Source organism: Olsenella profusa DSM 13989 (assembly GCF_030811115.1).
GTDB classification, from domain to species: domain Bacteria; phylum Actinomycetota; class Coriobacteriia; order Coriobacteriales; family Atopobiaceae; genus Olsenella_F; species Olsenella_F profusa.
The window spans coordinates 1,601,461-1,614,273 of sequence record NZ_JAUSQK010000001.1 but is presented as its reverse complement, the minus strand read 5'-3'; the positions used below and the strand labels follow the sequence as shown (position 1 = coordinate 1,614,273).

10 protein-coding genes are annotated in these 12,813 nt (G+C 62.3%); 5 read left to right on the top strand and 5 right to left on the bottom strand.

Going from position 1 to position 12,813, the window contains the following annotated elements:
* Positions 1 to 34 precede the first annotated feature (34 nt).
* Complete coding sequence (gene cysK, locus J2S71_RS07420; RefSeq protein WP_307390336.1) at positions 35 to 946, bottom strand: cysteine synthase A; 912 nt, start codon at positions 944 to 946, stop codon at positions 35 to 37.
* A gap of 540 nt (positions 947 to 1,486) precedes the next feature.
* On the opposite strand from cysK, the gene J2S71_RS07415 reads away from it, so the two are divergent.
* Both J2S71_RS07415 and J2S71_RS07410 read left to right on the top strand, forming a co-directional pair.
* Positions 1,487 to 2,326, top strand: coding sequence for a class II glutamine amidotransferase (locus J2S71_RS07415; protein WP_021726406.1), 840 nt, complete (start codon positions 1,487 to 1,489; stop codon positions 2,324 to 2,326).
* An 84-nt stretch (positions 2,327 to 2,410) separates the two neighbouring features.
* Positions 2,411 to 3,376, top strand: a complete 966-nt coding sequence (locus J2S71_RS07410) for a 3'-5' exonuclease family protein (RefSeq protein WP_307390332.1) — start codon at positions 2,411 to 2,413, stop codon at positions 3,374 to 3,376.
* A gap of 73 nt (positions 3,377 to 3,449) precedes the next feature.
* Here the strand turns inward: J2S71_RS07410 and J2S71_RS07405 are convergent, their stop codons facing one another.
* The 3 genes from J2S71_RS07405 to J2S71_RS07395 all read right to left on the bottom strand — a co-directional run bounded on the left by J2S71_RS07405 (position 3,450) and on the right by J2S71_RS07395 (position 6,976).
* Positions 3,450 to 3,686, bottom strand: coding sequence for a hypothetical protein (locus tag J2S71_RS07405; protein WP_021726393.1), 237 nt, complete (start codon positions 3,684 to 3,686; stop codon positions 3,450 to 3,452).
* Positions 3,687 to 4,031: 345 nt separating this feature from the next.
* Positions 4,032 to 6,002 carry a molecular chaperone HtpG gene (htpG, locus tag J2S71_RS07400; protein ID WP_021726420.1) on the bottom strand — a complete coding sequence of 657 codons (1,971 nt, stop codon included), beginning with the start codon at positions 6,000 to 6,002 and terminating at the stop codon, positions 4,032 to 4,034.
* A gap of 323 nt (positions 6,003 to 6,325) precedes the next feature.
* Positions 6,326 to 6,976: a class I SAM-dependent methyltransferase gene (locus tag J2S71_RS07395; RefSeq protein WP_021726427.1), complete on the bottom strand. Its 651-nt coding sequence runs from the start codon at positions 6,974 to 6,976 to the stop codon at positions 6,326 to 6,328.
* Between the two features lie 125 nt (positions 6,977 to 7,101).
* Here J2S71_RS07395 and J2S71_RS12315 point away from each other — a divergent pair, with 125 nt between their 5' ends.
* Positions 7,102 to 7,662, top strand: a complete 561-nt coding sequence (locus tag J2S71_RS12315; RefSeq protein WP_370873215.1) for a gamma-glutamyl-gamma-aminobutyrate hydrolase family protein — start codon at positions 7,102 to 7,104, stop codon at positions 7,660 to 7,662.
* Here J2S71_RS12315 and J2S71_RS07390 read toward each other — a convergent pair.
* Complete coding sequence (locus J2S71_RS07390; protein ID WP_307390327.1) at positions 7,610 to 9,022, bottom strand: hypothetical protein; 1,413 nt, start codon at positions 9,020 to 9,022, stop codon at positions 7,610 to 7,612. The two genes, J2S71_RS12315 and J2S71_RS07390, sit on opposite strands and share 53 nt — an antisense overlap.
* Before the next feature lie 273 nt (positions 9,023 to 9,295).
* On the opposite strand from J2S71_RS07390, the gene J2S71_RS07385 reads away from it, so the two are divergent.
* Entirely contained in the window at positions 9,296 to 11,284 is a 1,989-nt protein-coding gene (locus J2S71_RS07385) for a PTS fructose transporter subunit IIABC (RefSeq protein ID WP_307390324.1), read from the top strand.
* A 367-nt stretch (positions 11,285 to 11,651) separates the two neighbouring features.
* Entirely contained in the window at positions 11,652 to 12,620 is a 969-nt protein-coding gene (locus tag J2S71_RS07380; protein ID WP_307390321.1) for a hypothetical protein, read from the top strand.
* The last annotated feature ends 193 nt before the right edge of the window (positions 12,621 to 12,813 follow it).

Sequence of the window (12,813 nt, the reverse complement as noted above, 5' to 3'; positions counted from 1 at the left end):
CGGTGATGCGACCGCCGTCCGCGGCCGGACACGCCTACAGATCCATGGACAGGTAGCGCTCGCCCGTATCGGGCAGGATGGCCACGATGGTCTTGCCCGCGCACTCGGGACGACGTGCCAGCACCACCGCTGCGGCCACCGCAGCGCCGGAGCTGATGCCCACCAGCAGCCCCACTTCGCTCGCCAGGCGCTTCTTGACGTCAATCGCATCATCGGAGGAGATGGGGACGACCTCGTCGACCACGGACGCATCGTAGGTCTTGGGCACGAAGCCGGCACCGATTCCCTGGATGCGATGGGATCCAGAGGGCTTGCCGGCAAGCACCTGGCTCTCCGCCGGCTCGACGGCAACGACCCTCACCGAGGACCTCCGTTCCTTGAGGTACCTACCGGCACCGCTCACGGTACCGCCCGTGCCGACACCGGCCACGAAGGCATCGACCGTGCCATCGGTGTCGGTCCAGACCTCGGGGCCCGTGGTCTTGTAGTGGGCCTCGGGGTTCGCGGGGTTCACAAACTGGCCAGCGACGATGGCGCCGAGGGTCTCGTCCTTGAGCTCGTCGGCCCGCCTGACGGCACCGGTCATGCCTTCGGGACCCGGCGTGAGCACGATCTGCGCACCGTAGCTGGCAGCAAGCTTGCGCCGCTCGATGGACATGGTCTCGGGCATGACGAGCACCATCCTGTAGCCGCGCTCGGCCGCGATCATCGCCAGCCCGACACCGGTGTTGCCGCTCGTAGGCTCGATGATGGTGCCGCCGGGCCTGAGGCTGCCGTCCCCCTCGGCAGCGTCGACCATGGCCTTGGCGATACGATCCTTCACGGATCCACCGGGGTTCGTTGCCTCGTACTTGCCCAGGACGGTGGCCGCGCCATCTGCGAGGACCGAGAGATCGATGAGGGGCGTGGAACCAATGACGGACTCTACCTTGCTTGCATACTTCATGGTGCTTCCTCCAAATGACATGCGTTCCCAACTTGAACCTATGACCAGCCGAGCAGGACGCCCACAAAAAAGGGACGCTACGGCGTCCCGTTCAACCTGTGTCTGAGTGAGGGGCATGGCGCCCGACCGGATGCAGGCTAGCGTATGCTACGAACATCCGTGCGACACGGCGAAGGGAGCGCGGGCGTACAACAACATGGTGCGATGCACTGACGCACGGGCATGCTCCTCTCCCCTTGTCGATCGATGTCCTATGCTCCTGGAAGACAATCTATGACCCGACCCCTGCAATGTCAAGCAAAATGGTAGGAATTATTCGTCGCAGGGGTATAGTCATATGCGTACGCCTGTGATAGGAAACGTCGATGCGGCGCAACAAAGACGTAACGGCATATCCTGACGCATGGGGTACACTGAGCAGGAACGCCGGATGCATACGGGGGGAGACGGTCATGGGCATGCACCGCCGTATCTGTTGCACGTGTTGCCTGTCAGCCATCCACCACCGTCCGTACGTACCGTCCAAGAAGGATTCCTCTCATGTGCGAGCTGTTTGCCGTCAATGCGGCCTCACCCATAAACGCCAGCCCCTATCTCGCTGAGTTCTACACCCACAGCCGCCAGCATCCCCATGGATGGGGCCTCACCTATCGTGACGACGCCGTCCCCGCCTCACAGGACAACGTGCGGCTCTGGCGCGAGCCCGTTCCCGCATACGCATCGTCCCTGCTTCCCACACTGCTCAGAGAGCCCATCGTGGCGCGCCATATGCAGGCGCACATCCGCAATGCCACCTGCGGAGCCCTTTCCGAGCCCAACTGCCACCCCTTCCTGCAGACGGACATCATGGGGCGCGACTGGACGCTCATCCACAATGGCATCCTGTTCAATGAGGGCATGCTCTGGGGATATGAGGAGCGCACGGCCGGCCAGACGGATTCCGAGCGCATGTCGTTGTTCCTGATGGACATCATCAACGAGGCCGTGCTGCGCGCAGGTGGCAACCTGGGCTTTGACCAGACCTTCTCGGCTTTGGCAGGCTCCATCACACAGCTGGGAAACCTCAACAAGCTTAACCTCGTCTTGGACGATGGCAGCTATACCTACGTGCACACCAACACATCGAGCACGACGCTCTACTGCTTCCAGCCCAAGGATGACACGCTCCTCTTTGCCACCACACCCCTGGGCACCGACGATGAGAAGGCCCTGTGGAAGCCGGTTCCGCGCTACCGGCTCCTTGCCTATCGCAACGGTCGGCTCGTGCGCGCAAGCGTGCCGCATGGCAACGTGTTCTGCGAGGCGCTCCTCGAGGCACGGAAGGCGCTCACGGGCAGTCTCTGGAACCCACAGGAGGCCCCCCAAGCCCTGAGTGCCTAAGGGGCGTCCACTTGCCAAGCGCTTCCCTGTCGCACAGGCTACACTTGATGTGATTGGCGGGTCTTCGAACGACGGGGGATGCATATGAACCTGAGTCAGGCACTGGAGCATGCAAGCGCTTTCGTCTTTCCAGGATTCGTGGCGGATGACGCCACGCTCACGGCCGAGCGCGAGCGCAACGAGGAGGCCATGGAGCTTCTCTCGGCTGCCTGGTGGGAAGCGCCACTCGGACAGGAGCCCTTCTCGTATGACCTCGTGAGAGGCCTTGCCGATCGCAACCGCACCGCCTGTGACAGCTACGGCATCGATCGCCTGCGCAACGTCTCCCCTGCCATGCTCTCCAAACGCCTCTCGGACGAGGACCTCATTCGTGCCGTTGCACGGATGCAGCACCGCAGCGAGGACGAGGTGGCCAAGACGGCAGGCCCCAACTGTGTGGACTTGGGCATCGCCTATGTGGAGGCTCCCGTTTCGGGCATGGTGTGCGGCATCGACATCGAGACGACCGAGCGCGACCCCGGCCGCGGCTACGTGCTCAATGTCGGCCTGGAGTTCATGGAGCTCTCGGCACGGGCAAGGCCCGAGCACCCCTTCAGCGCCTACTGCGGCATTCCCGAGATGTACAGGAAGACGGGCATCCCCCTCTCGTTTGTGCACCACATCACCTGGGATGACATTGCCAACAAGAAGCCCCTGCGCTCCAATGGGAAGATGCAGCGGGCCCTCCTGACCACGCTTGAGACCTATCCGTTCATGGCACACAATGCCGCATTCGAGGACTCATGGTTCATACTCACCATCGACGGCTACGCCGAGGCACGCAAGGCCGGCAAGATCGTGCCCATAGACACACGCGACATCTGCCGGCGCATCGACCCTGAGTACCGCATGCTCCCCCGCGACTCGCGCCCTGCCGCCTTGGAGAGCTGGGCGCGCCGCCGCGGCACCCTGGATGCCAACCAGCAGGAGACCCATCTGGGCCTCGAGGACGTCGACCTCATGTTCCGCACGGTACAGGCAGAGTTCATGGAACGCAACATGTTTGCGTAGTGCTGGTCGCAGGGCACGGAGGGGGCGGAAGGAAAGCACCCCGTCCGCCCCCTCGTACGAGCATGTGCGTAGCCTAGGCCTCGAAGGCCTCGGCCTCCTTCTTGGCAAGAGGCTTGACGTCCTCCGTGGGATACGGAGAGTCGGCGCCACCGGCGCCAACGACGAAGTACAGGCCCTGCTTGGTCTTGTAGAGGGTCTCCTCATAACCTGCCGGATCGCCAAACTCGCCAAAGCTGCGGCTGGCAACCTCGGTAGAGGTGGCCGTGTCGTACGTGTGGCGCTTGCCCTGGAACGTCTTAACCTTGCGCATGATACCTTCCAATCCCTCAGTTGACTGCACTCACGCTTACGGACAAAACAAGCCTTCGCCGGAAAAATAAACCGTCTAGAGGATTATTTTCTCCTATGGTATCAGATTCCGCGGGTAATGCTGCCTTGCAACACAAATGCAAGAAACCACATTGAATGACGTGTCTCGGCATATCTAAAGCCCGCCGATGTCACCGCACCTCTCTCGACATCCCATCGCGCATGCCTCCCCATACAGGCAGGGACATGCAAGGTATCCACACATGTGACGGCCCGGGAGACGATCGAACATGGCCGACCATCCAGGGATGGGCGGCCATGTGACTCGGTGGAACATGTCGATGGCTTACATCAGCTCGGTGACGTTGCGGGCAAATGCGACCGGATCGTCGATGGGCAGCCCCTCGACAAGCAGCGCCTGATCGTAGAGGATGGAACCCAGCAGCTTGAGGCGGTCCTTGTCGCCGGCGTCCTGGGCGGCCTTGAGCTTCCCGAAGACGGGGTGGGCCGCGTTGAGCTGCAGCACGCGCTGCGCCTTGGGAGCGCTCTGCGCCTCGGGCCCCTGACTGATGACGCGCTCCATCTCGAGGGAGACGGGACCCTCGGCGGCGATCGCTGCCGGAGCATCGCCTAGACCCGCGGCCACGCGTACGGCGGACACCTTGTCGCCCAGGTCCTCCTTAAGCTGATCAAAGAGGCCCCTGTTGTCCTCGGTGGCCTTCTCGGCCTCCCTCTTCTCGTCCTCGGTCGCGAGGTCGAGGTCGGCGCTGGCGACGTTCGCAAGCTCGAGGTCACGTTCGTCGGTGCCCTTGTGCTCGGAGTCACCGGCAACGGCGGCCTGGTGATAGACATGCATCACCTGGAACATGAACTCGTCCACGTCCTGCGTACAGAGCAGCACGTCAAAGCCATGGTCGAGGGCAGAGCGCACGGCGGGCACCTGCTCCAGGCGCTCGCGGGAGTCGCCGGAGGCAAAGTAGACCTTGTTCTGCCCCTCGGGCATGGCGGCGGCGTATTCGGCGAAGGTCACCTGCCCGCCCTCCTTGGCCGACCAGAAGAGCAGCAGGTCGGCAAGGTCGGACGCCTTCGACCCATAGCTGTTGTAGATGCCAAACTTGAGGCCACGGCCAAAGTTCTCGAAGAACTTCTCGTAGGCCTTGCGGTCGTTGTCGCGCATGTCCTCGAGCTCGGAGCGAATCTTCTTCTCCACACGGCGGGCGATGGCACGCAGTTGCGAGTTCTGCTGCAGGGTCTCACGGGAGATGTTGAGCGAGACGTCTGGGCTGTCCACCACGCCGCGCACGAAGTTGTAGTAGTCGGGCAGAAGGTCGGCGCACTTCTCCTGGATAAGCACGTTGGAAGTGTAGAGCGCCAGACCCTTCTCGTAGTCCTTGCTGTAGAGGTCGAAGGGCTGCCGGCTGGGGATGAACAGCAGCGCATCATAGCTGAGGGCACCCTCGGCGTGGAAGCTGATGGTGCGTGCGGGATCGGCGAAGTCATGGAAGGTAGACTGATAGAACTCGTTGTAGTCCTCCTGCTTGACCTCGTTCTGACGCTTCTTCCAAATGGGAGTCATCGAGTTGATGGTCTCGAGCTCCTCGTAGCTCTCGTACTCGGGTTTGTAGTCGTCCCCGGCGTCGGCGGGCCTGGGCTTCTCGCGGCTCTTGGTGACCATCATCCGCACCGGGTGGCGCACATAGTTCGAGTAGCGCTTCACGAGGTCACGCAGGCCCCACTCGGAGAGGTAGCGATCCGTGTCCTCGTCCTCGGTGGAGTCACGCAGCCAGAGGGTCACGTCGGTGCCGTGGTCGTTCGCCCCTCCACGCTCGTCGGGCTTGGCCTCGGTAAGCGTGTAGCCCTTGATGCCATCGGACTCCCAGGCATAGGCGGCATCCGCCCCCAGCGCACGGCTCACGACGCGCACCTTGTCGGCAACCATGAAGCTCGAGTAGAAGCCCACGCCAAACTGGCCGATGATGTCGATGTCATCACCCTGATGCTCGGCGTTCTCCTCCTTGAAGGCCTTGGAGCCGGAGTGCGCGATGGTGCCCAGGTTCTTGTCCAGGTCGTCCTTGCCCATGCCGACGCCGTTGTCACTCACGGTGATGGTGCGGGCATCCTTGTCAAACGACAGGCGAATGGCCAGATCGGACTGGTCGATGCCCAAGTCGGGGTTCTTGATGGCCTCGAAGGCGAGCTTGTCGAGCGCATCAGACGCATTGGAGATCAACTCGCGCAGGAAGATCTCCTTGTTGGTATAGACCGAGTTGATCATGAGGTCGAGCAGCTTCTTGCTCTCTGTCTTGAACTGCTTCACGGTTGGCGAAATCCCTTCTCTCGAGGTGGATATGACACGGCACCCTGTGTTCCTACCCCTAAGTGCACACCATATACCGGTATGAGGCATAAAACCTCATGCGATGACACTTAAGTCTAGGACGCCCCAGGCGTGACCGTCGTCAAACGACACCGATGGAGCAAGGTCTGGAATAGAATCTCGTATCCCGAGTGCGGCGCCCGTCGGCGTCAACGCCCAAGGGCACCCACGGTAGCGCCCCCTGCAGCTCTCGGACACGTCAGGATGCGAACTCTCATCCCATACAGAGGATGGGGCCGCAAAAGGGTGACCGATGTCCCCGCTCAGCGCACGCCCTCGACGGCAATCCAGGTGGTACCGTCCCTAAGGTGCACCGTGACACTCGAGAGCCCCGCCCTAGTCAGCGACGCCTCGTACTCATCGGGTGCGAGCACCGTCAGGTTGCGCTTGCGAATGTTCTCCAGCGTCTCCGCGGGAAGACCATCCTTCTGGTACACGTCTGCCACCAACAGGAAGTGCGCTCCTGGCGCAAGCACACGTGCGACCTCGACAAGGTCCTCCTGGGGACGAGGCCAGAAGTAGAAGCTCTCCACCGTCACGGCAACGTCAAAGCTCCCGTCCGCAAAGGGGAGGCTCTCGACGTCCGCCTGCAGGACCTCAGCCCTTCCAGCGGCAATCGCCTCGGCATTGAGGGCACGCGACTCCTCGCACGAGATCTCGGAATGGTCGACGCCACACACGGTGCCATCCCGTCCACCCATGCGCGCAAGCAGGCGAGCCATGGTGGCTCCCCCACCGCAGCCGATATCGAGGGCATGGGCCACATTCGAGAAGTCGATGAAGTCAAGCGCCCAGTTGGTGACGTCCGCATGGCTGCGGTTCATGCGGTGCAGCATTCGTGCGCCGTAGACGCCCGTAGGCTTGGCAGGATTGCCCGCGTCGGTTATCTGCCGTTCCGTCAGTCGGTCTGACATGCCGCCACCTCCATGGAATCATGGTCCCAGGGGGGATTTTACTCGAGTGGCGCCGCCTGCACATGCGGGGGCGGCCCGCCGCAGTGGAATAGAGCGATCCCCGTGAAGGGCAGTCGGGACATGCCATGAAGCCACTGATAGGAGTCACGCCACACTACGAGAGCACCGAGGGAACGATTGGCGTTCGTCCCGCCTACTTTCCTGCGCTCCAACATGTGGGCGGGCTGTCGGTCATACACCCCATGACCGATGGCCCCTCTGACCTTGGCCAGCTGCTGAAGGGTATAGACAGGTTACTGCTCACGGGTGGCGCGGACGTCGACCCTGCGCTCTATGGCGAGAGGTGCCTTCCCGCGACGCACCCCGTCTTCAGGAACCTCGACGACTTCGAGCTCGCGCTCGTGTGCCTGGTGCTCGAGATGCCCAACAGGCGCTACCTCTGTGCCGTGCAATGGCACCCCGAGCTTCATGTGGGTAACCAACGGAAGGCAGCGCGCACTCATGCGCCAGTTCGTGGGGGCCTGCATGCGGCGAGCGACTCGCCGCGATTGCAGGACATGGGAAAGGAGGCCGCCCACCTGCTGGTGGACGGCCTCCCCCTGTCTGACGTGTGTTGCGCTCGGGCAGCTTGGTCTACGCGAACGTCGAGGTGTCCATGGTGTCACCCACAAGCTCGTCATCGATAAGATCACTCACGTTGCCTTTGATGTCGCTAAAGTTAGACTTGAGATTCTTTGCGTTTTGCTTGTCACCATCGGTGACCAGCTTTTTGAGCACGGCCGAGGTGCCTTCCATGCCCTTCGCCTTTTTCACCAGATCATCCCGCTGGGAATAATAGGTACCCAAGGCCGCATTGGTCCCATCGACATCCCCCTGGTTCATCTTGTCAATGGCCGCGCTGAGATCGTCGACAGTTGTGCTCAGAGCGTCGCACACGTCATCATAGCTTGAGAAATCCGCATCCGGCGCATCCTGCTCCAGCGCATCCAAATCCTTCTTTGCCTGCTCAAGCGCGCTTGAGCACTTGTCAAGGTAGGTGCTTATTGCGCTTGTATCCATACCGCCGCCATTGTTTGCTGAGGATATGGCCTGTCCACGGGCGTCATCGGCCAAGCCTAGGTAAACATATGCGGCAGCAAAATCATTCAAAAAGGTGCTGGCGTCATCAGAGACGGTCTTTGCCTGGTCAGTCGCATCCATGAGTTTGCCAACGGTATCCGTGGCGTCCCTGCGAGACTGGATGCCCGCCTCAAGCGCAGTGATGGTCGACTTGTCCGCGTCGCTCAACGCCCACTCGGACTGCTTGGCCTCGTTCAGACTTGCCTCGGCAGTGTCAAGAGCCGAGGTGGCATCGGAGACCTTGTTGCGGTCGCCATCGGTGTCAAGGTCGGTGTCAAAGCCGCTGTCAATCTTTGCGTAGGCATCAAGGCCATGCAGGCTGTCATCCGCCTCAACGATGGAGCTGGCGGTGTCCTTGATCTTTGCCTCCGCCTGCTGTGCGACGTTGTTCCGCACGAGCAGGAAGATGCCACCGCCCACGAGCACCACGACCACTGCAATGATGGCAGCGAGGAGCCCCTTGCTCATCGGCTTCTTGGGTGCGGGAGCACCGGGGGCAGCATATGCGTCCGGTACGGCCGGACCGTTGGGAACACCGGGAGCAGCAGCTTGTGCGTCAGCGGGAGCACCGGAACCACCTGGGGCGGGCGCACCAACACCAGACGCCACCTGCGTGGCATCCATGGGGGCAGCACCGGGCACCCCTGTGGGCTGGGGCTGTGCGGGTGCAGCGTCCGCCGGGGCAGCACCGGGCACCCCTGTGGGTTGGGGTTGCACCGTCGTGGCGTCCATGGCTTCCTGAGGGGCCGCCTCTTGGGGCTGGGCGGGCTGCTGGGGCGCATCCTGGGACTGATCCGTCTGCGTGGCGGGCTGCCCTCCAGGCTGCCCTGCCGGTGGCTGGGCGGGCTGAGGCACTGGCTGCTGGGGCGCATCCTGTGGCTGCTGGGGCGCATCGGGCGCTCCCATGGGGTTTGGCTGATCTGCCATGGCATACATCTCCTTGTATGAGGAACGGACTGGCCATCTCATTCTAGCGTAGCTGATGCGTAATCAACTTTATAAGATAACCTGAAAGAAAATATGCACGAAATGAACGGATATGCAGGCTTCGAACACCACGATTACCGCCATAGAGTCACCTTATGCCAAGATGGAATGCGCACCTCTCCTCAAAAGCGTCATACTAGAAGCGGTTTCCTGCATCCAGGCAACCGCTTCTGTCCTTTGGCCACGTGCCAGGTAATGAGGGAAGGCATACGCATGAAGATCACCGACCTACTCAGACCAGAGGGAATCAGGATTGGGGTGGAACCGTCTGACCAGATGGACGCGATCGACCAGTTGATCGCCCTGCAGGATGCATCGGGCAACATCAACGACACGATCGCGTACAAGGAGGCCATCCTCGCACGCGAGAAGGAGTTCTCCACGGCCGTGGGGGACGGCATTGCCATCCCGCATGCCAAGACGGCAGCCGTCAGGCAGCCCGGCCTTGCCGCCATAACCATGCCCAAGGGCGTGGACTGGAACGCCCCGGACGGGGCGCCGGCAACGTTGGCGTTCATGATCGCGGCACCCGAGGGCGAGGCCAACACGCACCTGCAGATTCTGGCAAAGCTCTCTCAGCTGCTCATGCACCCCGAGTTCGCCGACGCCCTGCGCACCGCCAAGACCCCCCAGGAGCTCCTTGCCACGATCGACTCGGCGGAGGCCAAGCGCGACGAGATGGATGCCGCAAGGACCCAGGCCGCCGCCCCCAGAGGCGAGTCCGACCTGCCGGAGATCCTGGCCATCACCGCCTGCCCCACCGGCATCGCCCACACCTACATGGCCGCCGAGGCCCTGGGGAAGAAGGGTGCCGAGCTGGGCGTCAAGGTGAAGGTGGAGACCCAGGGCTCCGCGGGGGCCAAGAACGTCCTCACGTCCGAGGAGATCGCGCACGCCAAGGGCATCATCATTGCCGCAGACAAGAACGTCGACCGCACGCGCTTCGCCGGCAAGCGGGTGTACTCCACCAACGTCTCCGCCGGCATCCAGGAGCCCGAGAGGCTCCTCAGGATCATCCTCGACAACGAGGCCCCCGTGCAGGAGGGCCAGGCCACGTCGGCGGGCTCCACGGATGCGGCGGGCGAGAAGGACTCCGCCTGGCACGTGATCTACAAGCACCTGATGAACGGCGTGAGCCACATGCTGCCCTTCGTCATCGGCGGCGGCATCCTCACGGCCATCTCCTTCCTCGTGGACATTGCCAACGCCGGCAACGTCGATGCTAGTGGCGTCTCGACCTATGGCCATACCATCGCTGCCGCCGCACTGTTCAACACTATCGGTTCGCAAGCGTTTGGACTGATGCTCCCCATCCTTGCGGCCTTCATCGCCGAGTCCATCGCCGACAGGCCCGGCCTCGCGCCCGGCTTCGTGGGCGGGCTCTTTGCCAAGGTGGGCTACGACCTCACCTACCTCTCCACGCTTAATGACAAAGCACTCGTCTCGGGCGGCTTCCTTGGTGCCCTGTTCGCCGGCTTCGTGGCGGGCTACCTCGTGCTGGGCATCGAACGCCTGTGCGACCACCTGCCTGCCTCGCTCGAAGGCATCAAGCCCATCCTGCTCTACCCGCTTTTGGGCGTGTTGGGCATCGGCGCCATCATGCTCATCCTCGATCCACTCTTTGGTGCGATCAACACCGGCCTCTCCAACTTCCTGAACGGCATGGGTACGGGCAACATCGTGCTCTTGGGCGCCATCGTCGGCGGCATGATGTCCATCGACATGGGCGGTCCGTTCAACAAGGCTGCCTACGTCTTTGGCACGGCGGCACTCGTCTCGCCCGGTGGGTCCACCGGCCAGATGATCATGGGCTCCGTCATGGCGGGCGGCATGGTTCCCCCGCTGGTCATCGCCCTATCCACCACGTTCTTCAAGAACAGGTGGACCCGTGCCGACCGCGACGCCGGCCTGGTGAACTACATCATGGGTCTGTCCTTCATCTCCGAGGGCGCCATCCCCTACGCGGCGGCCGATCCCGGCCACGTGCTGCCCTCCTGCATCGTGGGTTCCGCCGTCGCCGGCGCGCTCTCCGCGGCCTTCGGCTGCACGCTGCCCGCCCCGCACGGCGGCATCTGGGTCATCGCCGTCATCGGCCACCCGCTCATGTACTTTGTGGCACTGGTGGTTGGTTCCATCGTTGGCGCGCTGATCCTCTCCGTGTGGAAGAGGGGGCTGCCCGCCGAGGAGGCCGGCCTGGCGTAGGGGTCATTCGCAATCCTCGCATCTCTCCGGGGGAGTCGTTCGCAATTGCGGGCGACTCCCTTTTTGCAGCGCCGCAGGTACACGAGTTGCCTCTTCCTTGAATCCCAAGAAGTCCCCCGATAATTTGCGAACGACTCCCAAGTACGTGGGGCGAAATTGCATACAACTCCATGTGAAAAGGGCATGGAGCGGGCAGATGCCAAAAATGGGGCAGGGCTCGACGACGATGGCCACAAAGACACGATGAACTCGGACGCTCATGGTGCGCTCGCCGGGTCAGTGCAGAACGCTGCAGGTCTTGCGGGCATTTCTGCCAGATAGCCCCTGCACACTGTCGGGCAGGGGCATCGTAAGGATAGGGACGCCCATGCCAACCATCTGCCTGTCACACTCATCCGCACGCGAGCTCTGGGGTCTTTTGCGTAAGGGCTCCCTCTCCGCCATGCCCTCATGCGCCATCGACGAGGTACCGGACCCGTGTCGGTTGCAGCGGCACGTGCTCGATCACCTGTCCCAAGCAGAGGCCATCGTCGGTTCGCTCAGTCGTCCACTCCACGTCTGTTCACACAGCCGCGAGGCACTCATGCGCGGGAAGGACGTCCGTGGGCATCTGCTTTCCGATGAGACCACGGACGAGCAGATCCTGCGGCTGGGAGAGGGCCTGTACGTAACCTCTCCCGAGCTCACGCTTGCGCAGCTCTCGCTCACGCTCTCGCCGCTGCAGAGAGCTGCCTATGCGATGGAGCTCATGGGAGCCTACTCTCTGGATCCAGATGGGCATCTGTCTGCTGTGCAGCCCATAACGACGCAAGCTCAGTTACGGCACTTCTATTCCCAGCTCAGGTGGCCTCTCGTCAAAGGCCACATGCGCCGTGCGGTCGAGTTGGCGCGTGAGGGCTCGCGCTCCCCGGCAGAGACCGAGCTCTACCTCTTGCTCTGCGCCCCGCCCAGGCAAGGCGGCTATGGTCTGACGAAGCCGGAGCTCAACATACCGTTCTCGCTCCCCACCCAATGGGACGCGCTGCTCAACACCCCCTATATACTTCCAGACCTCTGCTGGCCCTGCAAGAAGCTCGCGATGGAGTATGACAGCAAGAGGTATCACAGCCTCGAGCAGGAACGTGACCGCGATGACGACCGCCGATGCGCGCTTGAGGAACTGGGCTTTACGGTCATATCCTTGCGTACCAAGCGCTTCATGGATCCCCATCGTTTCGACGATCTGGTACGCCATCGCGTCGCGCCCCGGCTGGGTGTCAAGCCCCCGCCTAGTGATCACGAGTTCTGGAACGCCATCTATGCCGCCCGTCGCGAGCTCCTATCCCCAGCGTCTTGAGTCGTGGTTCCGAGTCATAGTTTCGAGTCGTGATTCTGAGTCGTATGCGATTTCCAATGTCACCCTGCCGAGTCGTTCGCAAATTATCACTCCTCATTCGTACCGAGAAAGGAACAGCGCGCAATCTACCTGCAATTCCTTAAACGACCCATCTGACAAAATTGCGAACGACTCGCAGGCACATGAGTCGCGA

Bases quoted from the DNA above. Each gene is read 5' to 3' on its own strand.
- cysK (WP_307390336.1), bottom strand. From the start codon at position 946: ATGAAGTATGCAAGCAAGGTAGAGTCCGTCATTGGTTCCACGCCCCTC.
- J2S71_RS07415 (WP_021726406.1), top strand. From the start codon at position 1,487: ATGTGCGAGCTGTTTGCCGTCAATGCGGCCTCACCCATAAACGCCAGC.
- J2S71_RS07410 (WP_307390332.1), top strand. From the start codon at position 2,411: ATGAACCTGAGTCAGGCACTGGAGCATGCAAGCGCTTTCGTCTTTCCA.
- J2S71_RS07405 (WP_021726393.1), bottom strand. From the start codon at position 3,686: ATGCGCAAGGTTAAGACGTTCCAGGGCAAGCGCCACACGTACGACACG.
- J2S71_RS07395 (WP_021726427.1), bottom strand. From the start codon at position 6,976: ATGTCAGACCGACTGACGGAACGGCAGATAACCGACGCGGGCAATCCT.
- J2S71_RS12315 (WP_370873215.1), top strand. From the start codon at position 7,102: ATGAAGCCACTGATAGGAGTCACGCCACACTACGAGAGCACCGAGGGA.
- J2S71_RS07390 (WP_307390327.1), bottom strand. From the start codon at position 9,022: ATGGCAGATCAGCCAAACCCCATGGGAGCGCCCGATGCGCCCCAGCAG.
- J2S71_RS07385 (WP_307390324.1), top strand. From the start codon at position 9,296: ATGAAGATCACCGACCTACTCAGACCAGAGGGAATCAGGATTGGGGTG.
- J2S71_RS07380 (WP_307390321.1), top strand. From the start codon at position 11,652: ATGCCAACCATCTGCCTGTCACACTCATCCGCACGCGAGCTCTGGGGT.